The following is a 21195-nucleotide window of genomic DNA, read 5'->3' on the forward strand; positions in this document are numbered from 1 at the left end:
GGCCCTCCCGTCCGGGAGGAGGAGGGCCGGGGCCGGCCCAACCGGACTACACGGCCGACCGGAACCTGGTCGTCCGGTGCACCGGGTCCGTGTCGATCTTCGGAATCACGTGCTCCCCGATCAGCTTGATCGAGTTCAGCGTGTCCTCGTGCGACACCCCGATGGGCAGCCCGAAGGACAACTGGTCCGCCCCCGCCTGCTCCCACCGCTTGCACTGCTGGAGCACCTCGTCCGGGTCCCCGCAGATCATCAGCTCCTCGGCGATGAGCAGCTCGATGATCTCCTCGGAGTAGTCCGGAAGCAGCTCCGGCCACTCGGGGATGCCCTCGGGCCGCGGGAACGTGTCGTGGTACCGGAACAGCAGCGACTGCAGGTAGTTGAGCCCGCCGCCGACGGCTATCTGCACCGCCTTCTCGTGCGTCTCGGCACAGATCGCCGTGGAGGTCACCATGACGTTGTCGTTGACGAAGTCGCCGATGGGGTCCGGGTCCTGGATGGCGGTCTTGTACTGCTCGAGGACCCACTCCATGTCGGAGACCTTCTGCACGCTGAAGCCCAGCACACCGAGCCCCTTCTTGGCCGCCATCGCGTACGAGGGCGGGGACCCGGCCGCGTACCACATGCCGGGGTGCGACTTCCCGTACGGCTTGGGCAGCACCTTGCGGGGCGGCAGCTCCCAGTGCTTGCCCTTGAACCCGACGTACTCGTCCTGGAGCCACATCTTCGGGAACTCGCGGATGGTCTCTTCCCAGATCTCCTTGGTGTAGTTCATGTCGGTCACGCCCGGCATGAACCCAAGAATCTCGTGGGAGCCGGCGCCGCGCCCGCTGCCGAACTCGAACCGCCCCTCGCTGAGATGGTCGAGCATGGCGACCTTCTCGGCGACCTTCACGGGGTGATTGACCGGCGCCAGCGGGTTGAAGATGCCTGACCCGAGGTGGATCCGGTCCGTCGCGTGCGCGAGGTACCCCAGGAAGACGTCGTTCGCGGAAAGGTGCGAGTACTCCTCCAGGAAGTGGTGCTCGGACGCCCAGGCGTACTTGAAGCCGGACTTGTCCGCCTGGATGACGTACTCGGTCTCGTTCATGAGCGCGCGGTGCTCGGCCGTCGGGTCGGTCAGCGCCTGCTTGCCCAAGTATCCCTGCACAAAGAGCCCGAATTCCAAGGAGGTTCACCGTCCTCGTCAGTTTCTGACGCATCGTCAGATTGGATGGGTCGACTGTTCCACTGCGGTGGTTGAGCGTCAATACCTGACGCAGCGTCAGATAGGGTCGAGGGCTCTGCTCAGAGCACACTGACCCCCGCCAGCCACCCGCCGTCCACCACGAACGGCTGGCCCGTGATGTACGCCGAGTCCTCCTCGGCGCTGAGGAAGAGCGCGAGCCGCGCGACCTCCTCCGGCTTCCCGACCCGGCCGAGCGGCACGAGCTTCTGGTACAGCGCGTCGAGGGCCTGCGCGGCCTCCTCACTGTCCGCCTCGGGGTCGAGCTGGGACGGATTGCTCATGGCGGTGTCGATGGCGCCGGGGCAGACGGCGTTGACCCGGATCTTCTGCGCGGCCAGTTCAAGCGCGGCGACGCGGGTGAGCCCCACGATGGCGTGCTTGGTGGCGGTGTACGCGCCGACGTACGCCATCCCCGTCACGCCGGTGTACGAGGAGGTGTTGACGATCGACCCGCCACCCGCCGCACCGATCTCGGGCGCGACGGTCTTGATCCCCAGAAACGCCCCCACCTGATTGACCTGGATGATCTGCTGAAACTCGTCCAGCGGCGTCGAGACCAGCTCGTTGAAGCGCAGGATGCCCGCGTTGTTGACGAGCCCGTCGATCTTCCCGAAGGCGGCCTTCGCGGTGCCGACGGCGGCGACCCAGTCCTCCTCCTTGCTCACGTCCAGGTGCACGTAGACGGCGTTGCCGTTGCCGAGATCCTTGGCGACGGCCTCACCCTGGTCGTCGAGCACATCGGCGACAACCACCTTCGCCCCCTCCGAGGCGAACAGCCGCGCCTCCTGCTCCCCCTGCCCGCGCGCCGCACCGGTGATGAGGACCACGCGTCCGTCGAGCTTACCCATGCGTCAAACCCCTTGCCTTGTCGGTCGGTTGAGGTCGTTCAGGTGCGGAGCCACTTCGGCGGCGAAGGCCGCCATCTGGTCGGTGAGTTCCTTGCGGGTCCGGCTGCGGAACCGGATCTGGATCTGCTGCACGCCCATCGCGGCGTAGGCCCGCAGCGACTCGGCGACGGCCTCGCCCGGACCGGTCAGGGTGCGCCGTCCGACGTCCCAGGCCGGCTCGCCCAGGTACAGCGGTTCGGTGATGGCGCCCACGGTGAGCGGCGCCTCGATCCCGGCCTCGGCGCGCAGCCGCCGCAACTTCTCGATCTGCGCCGGGAGCCGGTCCCGCGGGTCGCCCTGCGGCAGCCAGCCGTCGCCCTTGAGCGCGGCGCGGCGCACGGCGGGGGCGGAGGAGCCGCCGACCCAGATCGGGACGCGCGGCTGGGCGGGCCGGGGCCGCTGCCCGAGCCCCTCGAACCGGAACAGCTCCCCCTTGTGCACGGGGAACTCCTCCGGCCCGAGCGCCGCTTTCAGCGCGTCGACGCTCTCGTCGAGCACGGCGCCGCGCCGCGCGAAGTCGACGCCGAGCGCCTCGAACTCCTCCTGTACGTGCCCGGCCCCGACGCCGAGGACGAGCCGGCCGCCGCTGAGGTGGTCGAGGGTCGCGTACTGCTTGGCGGTGACGAGCGGATGCCGCAGCCCGACGATCGCGACGTGACTGAGCAGCCGCACGCGTTCCGTGACGCCCGCCAGGAAGGAGAGCGTGGCGACGGGGTCGTACCAGGTCGTCGACATGGCGTCGGCGAGGCGGCGCGGGATGGCGACGTGGTCGCAGCTCGCGATGTAGTCGAACCCGCTCCGGTCGGCGGTGCGGGCGATCTCGACGAGATCCTCGACACCCGCGCCCGCCTCCCACGGTTCGGCGTAGACGGTGCTCTGGGACTGGACCGGGAGTTGCATTCCGTACGCGAGCGACACCATGAGGTCCCCTGCCGATCATCTTCCTGACGGACCGTCACATCCTCACGCCTGACGCCCCGTCAGGCAAGGCCTCCCGCTCCCCCGCCTCGGGGCAGAGCCCCGAGGCCTCAACGCCGGTGCGGGGCAACCGATCAGGGCCTCCAGCAACCGTCCGGGTCCAGACCGAGCAGGTCGATCGCATTGCCCCGGACCAACCGGTCCACCACGTCCGGCGCCAGGTGCCCCATCTGCGCCTCACCGACCTCCTTCGACTTGGGCCACGTCGAGTCGGAGTGCGGGTAGTCCGTCTCGTAGAGGACGTTCCCGACCCCGATGGAATCGAGGTTCTTCAGCCCGAACGCGTCATCGAAGAAGCAGCCGAAGACGTGGTCGGCGAAGTACTCGGACGGCGGCTTGCGCACCTTGTCGGCGACACCGCCCCAGCCCCGGTTCTCCTCCCAGACCACGTCGGCCCGCTCAAGGATGTAGGGGATCCAGCCGATCTGCCCCTCCGCGTACATGATCCGCAGATCCGGGAAGCGTTCGAACTTGCCGCTCATCAGCCAGTCCACCATCGAGAAGCAGCAGTTGGCGAAGGTGATGGTCGACCCGACGGCCGGCGGCGCGTCCGGCGACGTCGACGGCATCTTGCTGCTGGACCCGATGTGCATGGCGATGACGGTCCCGGTCTCCGCGCACGCCGCGAGGAACGGATCCCAGTCGTCCGTGTGGATGGACGGCAGCCCGAGATGCGGCGGAATCTCGGAGAACGCGACCGCCCGCACCCCGCGCGCGGCATTGCGCCGCACCTCCGCCGCCGCCAGCTCCGCGTCCCACAGCGGCACGAGAGTGAGAGGTATGAGCCGCCCCTGCGCCTGCGGCCCGCACCACTCCTCCACCATCCAGTCGTTGTACGCCCGGACGCCGAGCAGCCCGAGCTCCCGGTCCTTGGCCTCGGTGAAGGTCTGCCCGCAAAAGCGCGGGAAGGTGGGGAAGCAGAGGGCGGACTGGACGTGGTTGACGTCCATGTCGGCGAGCCGCTCCGGGACGCTGAAGGACCCCGGCCGCATCTGCTCGTAGGTGATGACCTCCAGCTTGATCTCGTCCCTGTCGTAGCCGACCGCGGTGTCGAGCCTGGTCAGCGGCCGGTGCAGATCCTCGTACACCCACCAGTCGCCGATCGGCCCGTCGTCGCCGGGCGCTCCCATGACCGGCGCGAACTTCCCGCCCAGGAACGTCATTTCCTTCAGCGGGGCGCGGACGATCCGGGGCCCGGTGTCGCGGAACTTCTTCGGCAGCCGGTCGGACCAGACGTTCGGCGGCTCCACGGTGTGGTCGTCGACGGAGATGATGCGCGGGAAGTCGGCCGATTCCAGGGGGTTTTGAGCGTTTCGAGTGCTTTCTGTCTCCGTGGTCTCCATGGGCTCACGGTAGCGCTGATCTGACGACCCGTCAGCTAGTGGGGGCGCAGTGGTTCTCGATGGCTCACGCGTGAGGTCTCTGTGATGGGTGCCTTCCATGGCTGACGTATCCGCCGGGAACAAGGCAAACTGACGGCAGTTGTCTTTGATGTGCGCGCAACACGGCGCGCCGGTTGGACGGCGCGACAGAATGACGTGCGCGGAACGACCCGTGCGGACGTGGCGGCAGGGAGCAGTGAAGATGGTCGGTGGACCGCGGGTACCGGAGCAGCGGCGTGCCGCCCCGCCCGAGGACCCCTCGGACGCGGCCCCGGCCGCAGGCTCCGACCTGCGCTTCAGCGTGCTCGGCCCGGTCAGGGCCTGGCGCGGCGACGAGGCGCTGCCCACCGGTTCCCCGCAGCAGCGCGCGCTCCTCGCCGCCCTCCTGCTGCGTCAGGGCCGCACGGCGACGGCGGCCGAACTCATCGACTCCGTATGGGGCGAGGAGCCCCCTTCGCAGGCGCTGGCCGCGATCCGCACGTACGCCTCGCGGCTGCGCAAGATCCTCGGCCCCGGCGTCCTGGAGACCGAGGCGGGGGGCTACGCGCTGCGGATGGCGCGTCCCGACGCCCTCGACCTGGCGGCGGCCGAGGAGCTGGCCGCGCGGGCCGAGCGTGCGCGGCAGTCCGCCGACCTGTGCCAGGCCCGAGCGCTGGCGAACGAGGCCCTGGACCTGTGGGACGGCGAGCCGCTGGCCCACGTACCGGGCCCGCACGCGGAGACGGAGCGCGCCCGCCTGGAGGAGTGGCGCCTCCAACTCCTGGAAACGCGGCTCGACATGGACCTCGAGCAGGGCTGCCACGCCGAGGCGGTCTCGGCGCTCACGGCCCTGACCGCCGACCACCCGCTCCGCGAGCGCCTGCGCGAACTGCTGATGCTGGCGCTCTACCGCTCGGGCCGGCAGGCCGAGGCCCTCGCCGTCTACGCGGACACCCGCCGCCTCCTCGCCGACGAGCTGGGAGTGGACCCGCGCGCCGGCCTCTCCGAGCTCCAGCAGCGCATCCTCCAGGCGGACCCGGCCCTCTCCGAGCCCTCGGCGCAGCCGCCCGAGCCCTCGCAGACACCGCAGCGCCCGGCCCAGCTCCCGGCCACGGTCCCGGACTTCACGGGCCGCGCGTCCTTCGTGACGGAACTCGGCGAGACCCTCGCCGCCGCGTCCTCCGAATCGGGCGCGGGCTCGGTGATGGCGGTCTCGGCGGTGGCGGGCATCGGCGGGGTCGGCAAGACCACCCTCGCCGTGCACGTGGCGCACGCGGCCCGCGCCGCGTTCCCCGACGGCCAGCTCTACGTGGACCTCCAGGGCACGAGCCCGCGCCCCGCCGAACCCGAGACGGTCCTCGGCTCCTTCCTGCGCGCCCTCGGCACCCCGGACTCGGCGGTACCCGAGTCCCTGGAGGAGCGAGCGGCCCTGTTCCGTTCGACGCTCGACGGCCGCAGGACCCTGGTCCTGCTCGACAACGCGCGGGACGCGGCGCAGGTCAGACCGCTGCTGCCGGGCACGGCGGGGTGCGCGGCACTGATCACGGGCCGGGTCCGGATGGTCGACCTGGCCGGCGCGCACCTGGTCGACCTGGACGTCATGTCCCCCGACGAGGCACTGCTCCTCTTCACCCGCATCGTGGGCGAGGAGCGGATGACGTCGGAGCGCACGGCGGCCCTCGACGTCGTCGCGGCCTGCGGCTTCCTCCCCCTGGCGATCCGTATCGCTGCCTCCCGTCTCGCGGCCCGCCGCACGTGGACGGTCTCGGTCCTCGCCGCCAAGCTGGCGGACGAGCGCCGCCGCCTCGACGAGCTCCAGGCCGGCGACCTCGCCGTCAAGGCCACGTTCGAGCTCGGCTACGGGCAGCTGGAGCCCGCCCAGTCCCGCGCCTTCCGCCTCCTGGGCCTCGCGGACGGCCCCGACATCTCCCTCGCGGCGGCCTCCGCGGCCCTGGACCTCGACATCGAGTCGACGGAGGACGTCCTGGAGTCCCTGGTCGACACCTCGCTCCTGGAATCCGCCGCTCCCGGCCGCTACCGCTTCCACGACCTGGTCCGGCTCTACGCGCGTGCGTGCGCCGAGCGGGACGAGACGGCCGAGGAGCGGGAGGCCGCCCTGTCGCGGCTCCTCGACTTCTACCTGGCGACGGCGACACGGGTGTACGCGATCGAACGGCCGGGAGACCGCCTGGTGGACCACGTCGCGCCGACGAACCACCCGGGCCTCTCCTTCCAGGACCACACAGCGGCCCTGGACTGGCTGTTCGCCGAGTCCGAATGCCTCCTGTCCTGCCTCCAGCAGTCGCTTCGGGCGGACCTGTTGCAGCGGGCGGCGAGCCTCATCCTCGTGGCCAAGGACCTGTCCGAATCGGGGGCGAGCTCGCTGCGGTACGAGCGTGCCGCAGTCGCCCTGCGCGACAGGGCCCGCGAGCTGGGCGACGCCGTCGCCGAGGCGCGGGCGCAGACGACGCTGTCCCAGGTGTGGGCGTTCGCGGGCCGGTTCGACGAGGCGGAACGGGCGGCCGCCGCCGCGATGGACCTGGACGCCGCGTCGGACTCCTGGTCGAACGGCCACGCACCGCACGAGCGCGGCATCATCGCCTTCTACCGCAACGACCTCGCCCAGGCGGACACGTACCTGCGGGTGGCGCTCGAGAACTTCCGCGCGGACAAGAACACCCCGGGCGAGGCCAGCGCGCTGTGCAACCTCTCCCGCATCCACCTCGCGCAGGGCAGGCCCGACAGCGCCATAGAGCTCGCCGAGCAGGGCATCGAGATCTACGACCTGCTCGGCACGGCCCTGCGCCTGGCCAACGGACGGTACGCCCTCGGCCTGGCACTGACCGCCGCCCGCCGGTACGGCGACGCGCTCGACCAACTCACCGCCGCGCTCGGCATCTTCCGCGAGAACCGCCAGCCCCTGTGGGAGGGCGTCACACACCTCCGGCTCGCCGAGGTGCATCTCGCGGCCCAGCGCGCCCCGCTCGCCGCCGCCCACGCGGAACAGGCCATCGCCCTGCGCGGCATCGGCGGGGAGTGGCGGCGCGGCGGCATACTGACCGTTCTCGGCAGGGCGTTGGCGCTGCTCGGCCAGCCGGACCGGGCGCACGCCTGCTGGAGCGAGGCCCTCACCATCTACGAGCGCCTCGGCTCCCCCGAGGCCGCCGAGGTCCGGACGCTGATGAAGCCCGTCGCGGCCTAGAGCCCTCCTGGCCCGCCTTCGGACGGCCGTTCATCATTCGTTTATCGCGGCACGCCACTCTCTTCATTGCCGACCCGTCGCGTCGGGGGGCAGACGGATTGGCGGTCGGGCCGGCCGCTACGGTGACGGCCCGCGACGGCCGCCCGGCAACCCACGGGGGAGTTGCCGGGCGGACGTCCTCCGCACGTACGCCACCTACAGGGAGATCATCGCCATGAGCGACAAGATCAAGCCGCAGGACAGCCACATCTCCAGCGAAGAGCTCGACGAGGTGAAGCCGCTCGACAGCCACATCTCGAGCGAGGAACTCGACGAGGTGAAGCCGCAGGACAGCCACATCTCCGGCGGCACCGTCACCCCGCAGGACTCGCACATATCCAGCGAAAAGCCCTAAGACCACCACGGAGACGGGGATCGGCCGCGGCGGACCGGAGGGGGAACCGCCGCGGCCGAGGTGCGTCCGGAACCAGCGCGGCCGGAGCGGCCCGCTAGCCGCCGAGCACCCGCCCCTCCGCCACCGGCAGCCCCTTGTCCCACCAGTGGTCGTAGCGGCGATACGCCCCCGGGTCCCGCCCCATCAGCAACCGGGCCACACCCCGGGCCTCGGCCTCAAGGCCCGCCCACGCCTCCTCCGGCAGCGGCCGGAACGCGCCCACCTCCACGCCACCGCCGCCCGGAGCGAGCCGCCAGACGCCGGCCACGTATCCGTCCACGAGGACCGTCGGCAGCACGTCCCCGTTCACCCGCGTCACGTGCCGCCGGTACTCCGGCGGGAGCACCCGGCCCCGGTCCGCGTACGCGAGCAGCACGCTGTCCCACATCGCCATGAGGCGCGGCGGCGCGGGCACGTCCGGCTCGGGCAGCGGGCCGCCCGGCACGTCGTACAGCACCTCGCCGCCCGGCCCCGTGAACCGCTCCAGATCCTCGTCGAGCGCCGCCCGCACCCGCCCCTTCTGTACGAGGGCGAACTGGGCCATGTCCGCCACCGACGCGGGCCCGAACCCCGCCAAGTAGCGGCGGATCAGGGCCCGCAGCCCCGCGGCCGTCGCCTCCGGGTCCCGCAGCCGCGGCCGCACGCCCGCCTCCGCCGCGACGAACAGCTGCCGCTTGTCGGAGGCGTACGACCACGGCGACCCGTCGACCGGCGCGTGCCACAGCGGCGCGTACTGCCGCAGCATCCGGCAGGCCGTCACCAGCTTCTCGCCGTCGGGCCCGACCCGCCCCGCGAACCAGTCGGTCAACTCCCCTGCCGTACGCGGCCGTTCGGCAACCCGCAGCAGCTCCGGAAGCAGCGCGTCCGCGTCCTCCGCCACCAGACCCGACGCCCGGAACCGCGGATCCCCGAGCCGCGCACCCCGCACCGTCGGCTCCACCGCCGCCCTGAACTCCCGGTAGTCGTCGGCATGCACCACGTGCAGCGTGATCCGCATCAGCGTCGACTTCACCGCCCGGAACCCGCCGAACACCCCGTCCAGGTCCCCCGGTTCGAAGCCCGCCACCCGGTTCCACAGCGCCACATACGGCGAAGCGGGCTGCTGCGCCTGGAGCGCGACAACCCGCCGTAGTGCCTCCTCGGCCCCGACCGCCGCCCGGCCGAGCAGCAACTGCCGGGCCAGAGTCGATCTGTTGAGGCCCCGCGCGGAGATCGAGTTCGTGGTCATGCCGGAATTCTTCCGGCCCGGCCCACCCCGCGCACGCCGAAAACGTCAGCCCAGCTTGCGAGCCACTTCCGTGGCCCAGTACGTGAGGATCATGTTCGCGCCGGCCCGCTTGATGCCGAGCAGCGACTCCATGATCGACGCGTCCCGCTCGATCCAGCCGCGCTGCGCCGCCGCCTCGATCATCGCGTACTCGCCGCTGATCTGGTACGCCGCGACCGGCACGTCGGACGCGTCGGCGACGCGGGCCAGGATGTCGAGGTACGGGCCGGCCGGCTTCACCATCACCATGTCGGCGCCCTCCTCGAGGTCGAGCGCCAGCTCCCGCAGGGACTCCCGGACGTTCGCCGGGTCCTGCTGGTACGTCTTGCGGTCACCCTTGAGCGAGGAACCGACGGCCTCGCGGAACGGGCCGAAGAAGGCGGAGGAGTACTTCACCGAGTACGCGAGGATCGAGACGTCGTCGCGGCCGATCTGGTCCAACGCGTCGCGGATGACCCCGATCTGACCGTCCATCATGCCGCTCGGGCCGACGATGTGCGCGCCCGCGTCGGCCTGGACCTGCGCCATCTCCGCGTACCGCTCGAGCGTCGCGTCGTTGTCCACGCGGCCCTGCTCGTCGAGGACGCCGCAGTGGCCGTGGTCCGTGAACTCGTCCAGGCACAGGTCCGACATGACCAGCAGGTCGTCGCCGACCTCGGCACGCACGTCCCGCAGCGCGAGCTGGAGGATGCCGTCGGAGTCCGTGCCGACCGTGCCCCGGCCGTCCTTCTTCTCCTCCAGCGGCACGCCGAACAGCATGATCCCGGAGACGCCCGCCTCGGCGGCCTCGGCCGCGGCCTTCTTCAGGGAGTCACGGGTGTGCTGGTACACGCCCGGCATGGAGCCGATCTCCACCGGAGCGTCGATCCCCTCGCGCACGAACGCCGGGAGGATCAGATCGGACGGATGCAGCCGCGTCTCGGCGACCATCCGCCGCATGGTGGAAGTCGTCCGCAGCCGCCGCGGCCGCGCACCGGGAAAAGAACCGTACCGAGTCACACTGATCTCCTCGAACTACGTACACACCGCTGCAGAACGGCCAACCGCAACCGCCCTGGGCAATCTTCCACCCTCGACGGCCGGTCGGCCGCCACCGCCTCGGGCAATCTGCCGCCGGAACGGCTCCCCACCCGTGGCGGTCGGCCGCACCCGACTTGGGCAATCCGCCGCCGGAACGGCTCCCCACCCGTGGCGGTCGGCCGCCACCGCCTTGGGCAATCTGCCGCCTTGGGCGGCAGGGTGGGCAAGGCGGCCCCCGGTGCCGCGCAACGACACCAGGGGGCCCACCCCGTAAGACCTGACCTACGACCTACGGCGCCGCGCGCCGCCGCCGCGACCCCGGCCGCCGCTCGCTGGGCCGGGTGACCGGGTCCCCCGCCTCGATGGCCGCGAGCCGCCGCTTCGTACCGAAGTCCGCCAACGCCGCCGCCAGCTTCAACACCGACGGCTCGGGCGCCATCACATCGACCCGCAGCCCGTGCTCCTCGGCCGTCTTGGCCGTGGCAGGACCGATGCACGCGATCACCGTCACGTTGTGCGGCTTGCCAGCGATACCGACCAGGTTCCGCACCGTCGACGACGAGGTGAAGAGCACCGCGTCGAAGCCGCCCCCCTTGATCGCCTCACGCGTCTCCGCCGGCGGCGGCGACGCCCGCACGGTCCGGTACGCCGTGACGTCGTCGACCTCCCAGCCCAGCTCGATGAGCCCGGCCACGAGCGTCTCGGTCGCGATGTCGGCACGCGGCAGGAAGACACGGTCGATCGGGTCGAAGACCGGGTCGTACGGCGGCCAGTCCTCGAGGAGACCCGCGGCCGACTGCTCACCGCTCGGCACCAGGTCCGGCTTCACGCCGAAGGCGATGAGGGCCTGCGCCGTCTGGTCGCCCACCGCCGCGACCTTGATCCCGGCGAAGGCACGGGCGTCGAGCCCGTACTCCTCGAACTTCTCGCGCACGGCCTTGACCGCGTTCACGGACGTAAAGGCGATCCACTCGTAACGACCGGTCACGAGCCCCTTCACCGCGCGCTCCATCTGCTGCGGCGTGCGCGGCGGCTCGACCGCGATGGTCGGAACCTCGTGCGGCACGGCACCGTAGGAACGAAGCTGGTCGGAGAGCGAGGCCGCCTGCTCCTTCGTCCTCGGGACGAGCACCCGCCAGCCGAACAGCGGCTTCGACTCGAACCAGGACAGCTGGTCGCGCTGGGCGGCGGCACTGCGCTCACCGACCACGGCTATGACCGGTCGGTTGCCCTCCGGCGACGGCAGCACCTTGGCCTGCTTCAGGGTCTGCGCGATCGTGCCGAGCGTCGCCGTCCACGTCTTCTGCCGCGTCGTCGTACCGGCGACCGTCACCGACAGCGGGGTGTCGGGCTTGCGGCCCGCCGCCACCAGCTCACCGGCCGTGGAGCCGACCGCGTCGAGCGTCGTGGACACGACGACCGTGCCGTCGGACGCGCCGACCTCGGTCCAGCAGCGCTCGGAGGCGGTGGCCGCGTCCACGAACCGGACGTCGGCCCCCTGGTCGTCACGGAGCGGCACACCGGCGTACGCGGGCACGCCCACGGCCGCCGCGATGCCGGGCACGACCTCGAAGGTGATGCCGTCCGTCGCGCAGGCGAGCATCTCCTCGGCCGCGTACGTGTCGAGGCCGGGGTCGCCCGCGACCGCACGCACGACCCGCTTGCCGCCTCGCGCGGCCTCCATGACAAGATTGGCCCAGTCCCTCAGAGCCGGGACCGCGACGGCAGTTGACGAACCGTCAGTGGTCGCCGCACGCTCCGGGGCGCCCGTGGCGTCGAGGACGGTCACGCCGGCCTTGGCATGCGTCCGCACGACGTCGAGCACTTCGGGCTCGGCGATCAGCACATCCGCTCGGGACAGGGCCTCCACGGCCCTGAGGGTCAGCAGCCCCGGATCTCCGGGACCGGCACCCAGGAAGGTGACGTGCCCAGATGCCCAGGCGGTCGAAACAGCGGTGGTGGGGCTCATCGTGCTCGCTCCCCCATCAGACCGGCCGCACCCTTGGCCAGCATCTCGGCGGCGAGTTCCCGCCCGAGTGCCAGCGCCTCGTCGTCCGACGAGGGCACGGGACCGGTGGTGGACAGCTGCACCAGCTCGGAGCCGTCGGTCGAGCCGACGACGCCGCGAAGGCGCATTTCCTTGACAATCTGCCCGTCGACCAGAAGGTCGGCCAGTGCACCCACAGGTGCGCTGCAGCCGGCCTCCAGGGCGGCGAGCAGGGCTCGCTCGGCGGTCACGGCGACGCGTGTGAACGAGTCGTCCATCTCGGCGAGCGCGGCGACGAGTTCACCGTTGTTGGCGGTGCACTCGACAGCCAGTGCCCCCTGGCCGGGGGCGGGCAGAATCATGTCGGTCGGGAGGAACTCGGTGACTTCCTCGCTGCGACCGGTGCGGCTGAGGCCCGCGGCCGCGAGGACCACACCGTCCAGCTCGCCCTTCTCGACGAACCCGATCCGGGTGTCGATGTTCCCACGGATCGGCACGGTCTCGATCCGCATGCCGTGGCTGCGCGCGTACGCGTTCAGCTGCGCCATGCGACGCGGCGAACCGGTACCGACGCGGGCGCCCTCGGGCAGATCCGTGAACTTCAGGCCGTCGCGCGCGATCAGCACGTCCCGCGGGTCCTCGCGCACCGGCATGGCGGCGATGACCAGGTCGTCGGGCTGCGCGGTCGGCAGGTCCTTGAGGGAGTGCACCGCGAAGTCCACCTCGCCCCGGGCGAGCGCGTCGCGCAGCGCGGTGACGAAGACACCGGTGCCGCCGATCTGCGCGAGGTGCTCGCGGGAGGTGTCACCGTACGTGGTGATCTCCACCAGCTCGACCTCGCGGCCGGTCAACTGCTTTACGGCTTCGGCCACATGCCCGGACTGGGCCATGGCCAGCTTGCTGCGCCTGGTGCCCAGCCTCAGGGCTTTCTCGGCGGTCATGCCGGGCCTCGATTCTTGCCTTCTTCGTGGGGGGTGGCCCGGGAGACGGCCGCGACCGTCTCCTGGTCCAGGTCGAACAGGGTCCGCAGGGCGTCCGCGTACCCGGCGCCGCCGGGCTCGGCGGCGAGCTGCTTGACCCGTACGGTCGGCGCGTGCAGCAGCTTGTCCACCACGCGCCGCACGGTCTGGGTGATCTCCGCGCGCTGCTTCTCGTCGAGCCCGGGGAGCCGGCCGTCGAGCCGGGCGATCTCGCTGGCCACCACGTCCGCGGCCATCGTGCGCAGCGCGACGACGGTCGGCGTGATGTGCGCGGCCCGCTGCGCGGCGCCGAACGCGGCGACCTCGTCGGCCACGATCGTCCGCACCAGGTCGACGTCGGCGGCCATCGGCGCGTCGGCGGAGGCGTCGGCGAGCGACTCGATGTCGACGAGGCGGACCCCGTCGATCCGGTGCACCGCCGCGTCCACATCCCGCGGCATCGCCAGGTCGAGCAGGGCGAGCGCCACCTGTCGTACGGGCTCGGGGGTGCGCTCGCGGCGCATCTCCGGCACCCGTCCGGCGACGGCGAGGGCGGCGATGGTCTCGGCCTCGGAGGCCTGGACCGGGCGGACCTGCTCGCGGGGCGCGTTGTCGACCCAGGCGCCGTGCTGTTCGAGGGCGGCGGCGTCGAACCCGGCGACCGCGGCCTCGCCCTCGACGGAGAAGCCGCCGCGCACGGTCTCGACGACCGGCGCCGCCTCCCCGGCAGGCTTGCCGGAAGCGGGGGCCACAGCACCCGGCACCTCGGCGCCCGCGGTCGGCGTGCGACCGGCGACGGCGGAGCGTACGGCCTCTGCGGTGAGGACGAGACCGGTCGCGCCGGTGCAGGAGATGGCCACGTCGGCACGTGTCAGTTCGTCCGCGACGGCGTCCATCGCGACGGCCCGCGCCGCCGTACCCGCTTCTCCCAAGATCTCTACGAGCCGGTCGGCGCGCTCCATCGTCCGGTTCGCGACGACGACCTCGGCGACCCCGGCCCGCGCGAGCGTGGCCGCGGCGAGCGAGGACATCGACCCGGCGCCGATGACGAGCGCCCGCTTCCCGGCCGCCCACGCGTCCACCGGCTGCCCGGCGGCGAGCTGCTCCAGGCCGAAGGTGACGAGCGACTGCCCGGCCCCGTCGATCCCGGTCTCCGAGTGGGCGCGCTTGCCCACCCGCAGCGCCTGCTGGAAAAGGTCGTTGAGGAGCTTGCCCGCGGAGTGCAGCTCCTGGGCACGCGCGAGGGTGTCCTTGATCTGGCCGAGGATCTGGCCCTCGCCGACCACCATCGAGTCGAGCCCGCACGCCACCGAGAACAGGTGGTGCACCGCCCGGTCCTCGTAGTGCACGTAAAGATACGGAGTGAGCTCTTCGAGGCCCACGCCGCTGTGCTGCGCGAGCAGCGTCGACAGCTCGGCGACACCGGCGTGGAACTTGTCCACGTCCGCGTACAGCTCGATGCGGTTGCAGGTGGCGAGCACCGCGGCCTCGGCGGCCGGTTCGGCGGCGAGGGTGTCCTGCAGCAGCTTGGCCTGGGTGTCCGCGTTCAACGCGGCGCGCTCCAGGACGCTGACAGGTGCGCTGCGGTGGCTCAGACCTACGACGAGGAGGCTCATGCCGGCATCACGGCGGGCACGTCCCCGTCGGGTCCCTTGCGGTCGTCGTTGTTCTTCACGGCGGCGGGCTTGGTGACCTTGGCGGCCGGGCCCTCGACGCCCACCGCGCCCTCGTCCGCCGGGGCGCCGTCGTCCGGCGCCTCGCCGGCCTTGCGCTGCTCGTGGAACGCGAGGATCTGCAGCTCGATGGAGAGATCGACCTTGCGCACGTCGACGCCGTCCGGCACGGACAGGACGGTCGGCGCGAAGTTCAGGATGGAGGTGACACCGGCGGCGACGAGCCGGTCGCAGACCTGCTGCGCGGCACCGGCCGGGGTCGCGATGACGCCGATGGAGACGCCGTTCTCGTCGATGATCTTCTCGAGGTCGTCGGCGTGCTGCACGGCGATGCCCGCGACGGACTTGCCGGTCATCGCCGGGTCGGCGTCGATCAGCGCCGCGACGCGGAAGCCGCGGGAGGCGAAACCACCGTAATTGGCAAGCGCCGCACCGAGGTTACCGATACCGACCATCACGATCGGCCAGTCCTGGGTCAGGCCCAGCTCGCGTGAGATCTGGTAGACGAGGTACTCGACGTCGTAGCCCACGCCACGGGTCCCGTACGAACCGAGGTACGAGAAGTCCTTGCGCAGCTTCGCGGAGTTGACCCCCGCGGCGGCCGCGAGCTCCTCGGAGGAGACCGTGGGCACCGAGCGCTCCGACAGTGCGGTGAGGGCTCGGAGGTACAGCGGAAGCCTGGCGACGGTGGCCTCGGGAATTCCTCGGCTGCGGGTCGCCGGTCGGTGAGTTCGGCCAGTTGCCACGGTGCTCCTGCGGGTAGAGCGGGGCTGTGGGCGGCACCCTGCTACTCGACCGCCCCGTCGAATGCAGGCTATGTCTTTGTGAACGCGTGCACAAAGATGGTGTCCGATTTGCCCGGCCAACGTGACCGGGCTCACGCACGCCCCGCGCGCATCCGTGGAACCGGCGCGCAGGTAGCTTCGTTGCTCACCTGTGGGGGCCAAAACGGCACACTCTCCTCAACGTTGCCAAGATCCACGCCCCCGAGACCAAAACCGCCCCCGATCCTAAGCGACTTTTGGGACCAGTTGGACTCGTCGGTCAGTGACTTGTACGACCGGACCGGGGCCGACCTGGGGCTTCGTGCGCGGACCGTCACTGCGTGAGCGCACGCCGCAGCCGCTCCTCCTTCACGCGCCAGAAGTCGTGCTGCGCGCCGTCGACGAGAACGACCGGGATCTGTTCCCAGTACTTGCGGTACAGCTCCTCGTCCTCGGTGATGTCCTTCTTCTCCCAGGACGCTCCGACCTCGGCGCACACCTTCTCGATCACCACCTGTGCGTCGTCGCACAGATGACAGCCCGGCTTGCCGATCAGCGTGACGATCCGCGCACGCGGATCCTTCTTCTCGCGGTTGCGAAAAATGGGACTCATACCGGCCATTCTCGCCCCACACACGGCCCTCCCGTCGCCGAGAATTCACACGCGGACAGGCTCCCGAAACCCGCTCGACTCCGGAACCCCCGAACAGACTGGCTATGCTCACGACATGGCCGCTCTCGGATGGCTCACACCCCGTAGGCGCTCCGCCACCGCGCGGAGCGTGCTGGCAGGCGAGGCTTCGGCCGAGGCCGCCCGCAAGTCCTCCCAGGAGCTGGCGGACCAGTCGCCGCCGATCGACGAGGGCCCGCAGGAACCGGAGTTCCCGGTCGCGGGCGACGACAAGGCCGCCGCGTTCTTCGACCTCGACAACACCGTCATGCAGGGCGCGGCGATCTTCCACTTCGGCCGCGGCCTCTACAAGCGGAAGTTCTTCGAGCGCCGCGAGCTGACCCGATTCGCCTGGCAGCAGGCCTGGTTCAGGCTCGCGGGCGTCGAGGACCCCGAGCACATGCAGGACGCGCAGAACAGCGCCCTGTCCATCGTGAAGGGCCACCGCGTCGCCGAGCTGATGTCCATCGGCGAGGAGATCTACGACGAGTACCTGGCCGAGCGGATCTGGCCCGGCACCCGCGCCCTCGCCCAGGCCCACCTGGACGCGGGCCAGAAGGTCTGGCTGGTCACCGCCGCCCCCGTGGAGATCGCCACGGTCATCGCCCGCCGCCTCGGCCTGACCGGCGCGCTCGGCACGGTCGCCGAGTCCATCGGCGGCGTCTACACCGGCAAGCTCGTCGGCGAACCGCTGCACGGCCCCGCGAAGGCCGAGGCCGTCCGCGCGCTGGCCTCCGCCGAAGGCCTGGAGCTCGGCCGCTGCGCCGCGTACAGCGACTCGCACAACGACATCCCGATGCTCTCGCTCGTCGGGCACCCGTACGCGATCAACCCGGACACGAAGCTGCGCAAGTACGCCCGCGAGCGCGACTGGCGGCTGCGGGACTACCGCACGGGCCGCAAGGCCGCGAAGGTCGGCATCCCCGCCGCGGCCGGCGTCGGCGCGGTCGCGGGCGGCACGGCGGCGGCGATCGCGCTGCACCGGCGCCGCCGCTGACGGTCGGCCGACACGCCGCACAGCCGATCGCGGACGGTCACCGGGTGGCCCGGGACGACATTCCGTACGTCATACCCGTGTCCCGCTCCCGCCAGTCCCGCGAGTACCACTCGACCACAACACGTCACCGCCATAGCCGGAACTTGAACGTAATCGATCAACAAGTGGTCACTCTCTGGTACTTGAAACGCCCTCGAGCGACTACAGAAGTGACGTAATCGGTGATTTGAGCAACTGGGTGTAGTGCTCCCTGCACGAAGCGTTATTCTCCTCAGACGCAAACCGGTACCCACGCGTCAGCACGACGGGTGAACGGTCCCGCACTGCACGTGATGGAAGCTCTGCCTCTGGGAGTCCCGTGTACCCACACGTCGGGGTTGACGCCTCGGGCCTGGCAACGCTGCACGCGACGGTCGTGGACCGCTTGCGCGGTTTCGTCCCCACCGCGTACGCCGTCCCCGCCCTCGCCGCTGCGGCAGCGTCGGCCGTGCCCGCCCCTGCCTCGCCATGTTTCGCCATGGCCGATTCGACCGCGGCCACCGTAGGTCGGCGGGCCCGCTCCGGGTCCGCCGGCGCCTCGGGCACCGCGGCCAGGTCGGCCACACCTACGGCCCGCCGTCCCGCGGCCGACAGCGACAGTGCCCGCATGATGGACCTGGTCGAGCGCGCCCAGGGGGGCGAGGCCGACGCGTTCGGCCGGCTCTACGACCAGTACAGCGACACTGTGTACCGCTACATCTATTACCGCGTCGGCGGAAAGGCGACAGCGGAGGACCTCACCAGCGAGACCTTCCTGCGCGCGCTGCGCCGCATCAGTACGTTCACCTGGCAGGGCCGTGACTTCGGCGCCTGGCTGGTCACGATCGCGCGCAATCTGGTCGCCGACCACTTCAAGTCGAGCCGCTTCCGCCTCGAAGTGACCACGGGCGAAATGCTCGATGCGAACGAGGTGGAGCGTTCCCCCGAGGACTCCGTCCTGGAGTCGCTCTCGAACGCGGCCCTGCTCGACGCCGTGCGCCGCCTCAACCCACAGCAGCAGGAGTGCGTCACGCTGCGCTTCCTGCAGGGCCTGTCCGTCGCCGAGACCGCTCGCGCGATGGGCAAGAACGAGGGCGCGATCAAGACCCTCCAGTACCGGGCGGTGCGCACCCTGGCGCGCCTTCTGCCGGACGACGCCCGCTGAGCCGGGGCGCCCTTTCCTCATCCCTGGCGCGGTTACTGCCCGCAGTCCCCAACTCACCTACGGTGAAAGCGAGATGGGATCGCGCCCGGATCATATTTCGCGCGTAACCGAAGTACCGAGCCGCTCGTTGTGCGGGATGCAGGCTCCCTGTGGTCACTCCCGACCGGGATGCACTCACTCGTTGGTGTGCATCCGGGACCGGGGGTGCAACCCCAGGACCCCCTGGGGAGTCGACCGTCATGATTGAGAGGAGGTGCCGCCAGTGATCGCGAACGTATCGGCACACCGGCGGGCGAACGCCTTCGCCCAGGCCCTGGAGGACCAGTCCGACCAGGACCCGGCGGCGCAGCAACCGGAAGAAGAACCGGCCGTCCGGCGCAGCGACGCGGGGGCGGCGGAGGAGGGCGGGCTGCTGTCCCTGGCCGCGGCACTCGGCGAGCTGCCGAAGCCGGAGCTGGACCCGGAGGTCAAGGTGGTGCAGCGGGCGCAGCTCGTCGCCGCCATGGAGGCCATGGTCCAGGAGGGCGGCGCGGCCGCCGCCGTACCGAAGCAGCGCCAGGGCAAGGGCGCGCACCGGGCGAGTCCGCTGCGCAAGCTGCGGCCCCGTTCCCGGCTGACCAAGGGCATCGCCGCGGGCGGGCTCACGGTCGGGGTGGCCGCGGGCGCGTTCAGCGGTGTGGCCGCGGCCTCGTCCAGCGCACTGCCGGGCGACCACCTCTACGGTCTGAAGCGCGGCATGGAGGACCTCAAGCTGGGCATGGCGCACAGCGACTCCGACAAGGGCCAGGCCTACCTCGACCAGGCGTCGACGCGGCTGAGCGAGGCACGCCGGCTCATGGAGCGCGGCCGCTCGGGCCAGCTCGACCACGAGTCGGTGGGCGAGGTCAGGCGCGCGCTCTCCGGCGTGCAGTACGACGCCTCCGAGGGCCACCGGCTGCTCAGCGACGCGTACAAGCGCGACGGCGCCCTCGGCCCGATCCAGGCCCTGTCCACGTTCTCCGACGCGCACAGGCAGAGCTGGACGACCCTGAGCGACCGCCTGCCGGTCCAGCTCGGGGACGTGCGGGACCAGGTCAGCTCGGTCTTCGACGCCATAGACGAAGAGGTCGGCCCGCTGCGCTCCCTGCTGCCGCGGACCCCGGACGAGAAGGGCGCCTCGACGAGCCCCGGCACCAGCGAGGACGGTACGTCGCCGGGGACCCCGGACACCGGCAGCTCCACGCCGTCCGGCTCCGCCTCCCAGGACGACAGGTCGTCGACGAAGCCGAAGCCGTCCACGTCCGACACCGGCAAGGACGAAGAGGGCCTGCTCGGCGAGAACACGGGCGGCCTCCTCGACCCGCCGAAGGACAGGACCACCCCGAGCCCCTCGGACGACAGCCCGGACTCCAACACCGGCACGGGCGGCTCCCCGAAGCCGGACGTGACGGTGCCCCCGTTGCTCCCGGGCCTCCTGCCGGGCCTGGGCGTCGACGGCGAGGACGCGGAGTAGTACCTACGAAGGGGTGGGCGGGGCCGGACCGGTCCCGCCCACCCCTTCGTGGTGCCCTCAGAAGAACACCGACCGCCGCTGCACCAGCAGCTTGTAGAGCGTGTGCTGGATCTGTTCCCTGACCTGATCCGTCAGGTTGAACATCAGCATCGGGTCCTCCGCAGCCTCCGGCGGGTAGCCGTCCGTCGGGATCGGTTCGCCGAACTGGATGGTCCACTTCGTCGGCAGCGGCACGGCGCCGAGCGGCCCCAGCCACGGGAACGTGGGCGTGATCGGGAAGTACGGGAAGCCGAGGAGCCGGGCGAGGGTCTTGGCGTTGCCGACCATCGGGTAGATCTCCTCCGCCCCGACGATCGAGCACGGCACGATCGGGGTGCCGGCGCGCAGCGCGGTCGACACGAAGCCACCCCGCCCGAAGCGCTGCAGCTTGTACCGCTCGCTGAACGGCTTGCCGATCCCCTTGAAGCCCTCCGGCATGACGCCGACCAGCTCGCCGCTCTCGAGGAGTCGCTGCGCGTCCTCCGCGCAGGCCAGCGTGTGCCCGGCCTTGCGCGCCAGTTCGTTGACCACCGGCAGCATGAACACCAGGTCCGCCGCGAGCAGTCGCAGATGCCGGTTCGCCGGATGGTTGTCGTGCACGGCGACCTGCATCATCAGGCCGTCCAGCGGAAGCGTCCCCGAGTGGTTGGAGACGATCAGGGCCCCGCCCTCGGACGGGATGTTCTCGATGCCCTTCACCTCGACCCGGAAGTACTTCTCCGCGATCGGCCTCAGCAGCGACATCAGGACCTGGTCGGTGAGCTCCTCGTCGTAACCGAACTCGTCGATGTCGTAGTCCCCGGTGATCCGCCGCCGCAGGAACGCGAGCCCGCCCGCGATCTTCCGGTCCCAGCCGCCGCCCTGCGAAGGCTCGTCCGGCCCCTTCGGCTCCGGTTCGGACTCCGGCTGCTGCAACGGCCGCACCTCCCGTACGGCCACGGGTTCGCCCTTGCGGCGCGCGCCGCCCCCCGGGCCCCGGCCGCGGCGCGCGGCACCCTTCGCCGCCGACCCTCGCGACCTGTCGTCGTCGAACGGAATGACCTTGGCATCCGCCATCG

At 71.2% G+C, this 21195-nt stretch carries 17 protein-coding genes; 5 read left to right on the forward strand and 12 right to left on the reverse strand.

Annotated elements, in window-relative coordinates:
* Window positions 1–46: 46 nt before the first annotated feature.
* The 4 genes from ACFV9W_RS16455 to ACFV9W_RS16470 form a co-directional block, all read right to left on the reverse strand.
* Entirely contained in the window at window positions 47–1165 is a 1119-nt protein-coding gene (locus tag ACFV9W_RS16455) for an LLM class flavin-dependent oxidoreductase (RefSeq protein WP_385760854.1), read from the reverse strand.
* A 119-nt stretch (window positions 1166–1284) separates the two neighbouring features.
* The gene (locus ACFV9W_RS16460; protein WP_385760857.1) at window positions 1285–2073 is read right to left on the reverse strand and encodes an SDR family NAD(P)-dependent oxidoreductase; all 789 of its coding nucleotides are present in this window, start codon (window positions 2071–2073) and stop codon (window positions 1285–1287) included.
* Between the two features lie 3 nt (window positions 2074–2076).
* A complete protein-coding gene (locus ACFV9W_RS16465; RefSeq protein WP_385760860.1) occupies window positions 2077–3033 on the reverse strand; it encodes an LLM class F420-dependent oxidoreductase in 957 nt (318 codons plus the stop codon).
* Between the two features lie 131 nt (window positions 3034–3164).
* On the reverse strand, window positions 3165–4433 hold the full coding sequence (locus ACFV9W_RS16470) for an amidohydrolase family protein (RefSeq protein ID WP_385760863.1): 1269 nt from the start codon (window positions 4431–4433) through the stop codon (window positions 3165–3167).
* A 241-nt stretch (window positions 4434–4674) separates the two neighbouring features.
* Between ACFV9W_RS16470 and ACFV9W_RS16475 the strand changes: the two genes are divergently transcribed.
* Window positions 4675–7653, forward strand: a complete 2979-nt coding sequence (locus ACFV9W_RS16475; protein ID WP_385760866.1) for a BTAD domain-containing putative transcriptional regulator — start codon at window positions 4675–4677, stop codon at window positions 7651–7653.
* A gap of 214 nt (window positions 7654–7867) precedes the next feature.
* The gene (locus tag ACFV9W_RS16480) at window positions 7868–8047 is read left to right on the forward strand and encodes a hypothetical protein (protein WP_385760869.1); all 180 of its coding nucleotides are present in this window, start codon (window positions 7868–7870) and stop codon (window positions 8045–8047) included.
* 94 nt (window positions 8048–8141) lie between these two features.
* Here the strand turns inward: ACFV9W_RS16480 and ACFV9W_RS16485 are convergent, their stop codons facing one another.
* The 7 genes from ACFV9W_RS16485 to ACFV9W_RS16515 all read right to left on the reverse strand — a co-directional run bounded on the left by ACFV9W_RS16485 (window position 8142) and on the right by ACFV9W_RS16515 (window position 16378).
* The gene (locus tag ACFV9W_RS16485) at window positions 8142–9314 is read right to left on the reverse strand and encodes a winged helix DNA-binding domain-containing protein (protein WP_385760871.1); all 1173 of its coding nucleotides are present in this window, start codon (window positions 9312–9314) and stop codon (window positions 8142–8144) included.
* A gap of 45 nt (window positions 9315–9359) precedes the next feature.
* The gene (gene hemB / locus ACFV9W_RS16490; protein ID WP_385760873.1) at window positions 9360–10352 is read right to left on the reverse strand and encodes a porphobilinogen synthase; all 993 of its coding nucleotides are present in this window, start codon (window positions 10350–10352) and stop codon (window positions 9360–9362) included.
* A 310-nt stretch (window positions 10353–10662) separates the two neighbouring features.
* Window positions 10663–12342 carry a uroporphyrinogen-III synthase gene (locus ACFV9W_RS16495; protein ID WP_385760875.1) on the reverse strand — a complete coding sequence of 560 codons (1680 nt, stop codon included), beginning with the start codon at window positions 12340–12342 and terminating at the stop codon, window positions 10663–10665.
* Window positions 12339–13301, reverse strand: coding sequence for a hydroxymethylbilane synthase (gene hemC, locus ACFV9W_RS16500; protein WP_385760878.1), 963 nt, complete (start codon window positions 13299–13301; stop codon window positions 12339–12341). The genes ACFV9W_RS16495 and hemC overlap by 4 nt, the downstream gene beginning before the upstream one ends.
* Window positions 13298–14935 (reverse strand): glutamyl-tRNA reductase, encoded by a 1638-nt coding sequence (locus ACFV9W_RS16505; RefSeq protein WP_385760880.1) that lies wholly within the window; start codon window positions 14933–14935, stop codon window positions 13298–13300. The genes hemC and ACFV9W_RS16505 overlap by 4 nt, the downstream gene beginning before the upstream one ends.
* The gene (locus ACFV9W_RS16510; protein WP_385760882.1) at window positions 14932–15738 is read right to left on the reverse strand and encodes a redox-sensing transcriptional repressor Rex; all 807 of its coding nucleotides are present in this window, start codon (window positions 15736–15738) and stop codon (window positions 14932–14934) included. The genes ACFV9W_RS16505 and ACFV9W_RS16510 overlap by 4 nt, the downstream gene beginning before the upstream one ends.
* A gap of 352 nt (window positions 15739–16090) precedes the next feature.
* Complete coding sequence (locus tag ACFV9W_RS16515; RefSeq protein WP_385760884.1) at window positions 16091–16378, reverse strand: glutaredoxin family protein; 288 nt, start codon at window positions 16376–16378, stop codon at window positions 16091–16093.
* A gap of 106 nt (window positions 16379–16484) precedes the next feature.
* Here ACFV9W_RS16515 and ACFV9W_RS16520 point away from each other — a divergent pair, with 106 nt between their 5' ends.
* The 3 genes from ACFV9W_RS16520 (at window position 16485) to ACFV9W_RS16530 (ending at window position 20098) form a co-directional block, all read left to right on the forward strand.
* Window positions 16485–17423, forward strand: a complete 939-nt coding sequence (locus ACFV9W_RS16520) for an HAD family hydrolase (protein ID WP_385760887.1) — start codon at window positions 16485–16487, stop codon at window positions 17421–17423.
* 358 nt (window positions 17424–17781) lie between these two features.
* On the forward strand, window positions 17782–18606 hold the full coding sequence (locus ACFV9W_RS16525; protein WP_385760890.1) for an ECF subfamily RNA polymerase sigma factor, BldN family: 825 nt from the start codon (window positions 17782–17784) through the stop codon (window positions 18604–18606).
* Window positions 18607–18868: 262 nt separating this feature from the next.
* Window positions 18869–20098: a DUF5667 domain-containing protein gene (locus ACFV9W_RS16530; RefSeq protein WP_385760893.1), complete on the forward strand. Its 1230-nt coding sequence runs from the start codon at window positions 18869–18871 to the stop codon at window positions 20096–20098.
* 57 nt (window positions 20099–20155) lie between these two features.
* Here the strand turns inward: ACFV9W_RS16530 and ACFV9W_RS16535 are convergent, their stop codons facing one another.
* Window positions 20156–21193, reverse strand: coding sequence for a lysophospholipid acyltransferase family protein (locus tag ACFV9W_RS16535; protein WP_385760896.1), 1038 nt, complete (start codon window positions 21191–21193; stop codon window positions 20156–20158).
* Between the last annotated feature and the right edge of the window lie 2 nt (window positions 21194–21195).

Source organism: Streptomyces sp. NPDC059897 (assembly GCF_042730865.1).
Taxonomy (GTDB): domain Bacteria; phylum Actinomycetota; class Actinomycetes; order Streptomycetales; family Streptomycetaceae; genus Streptomyces.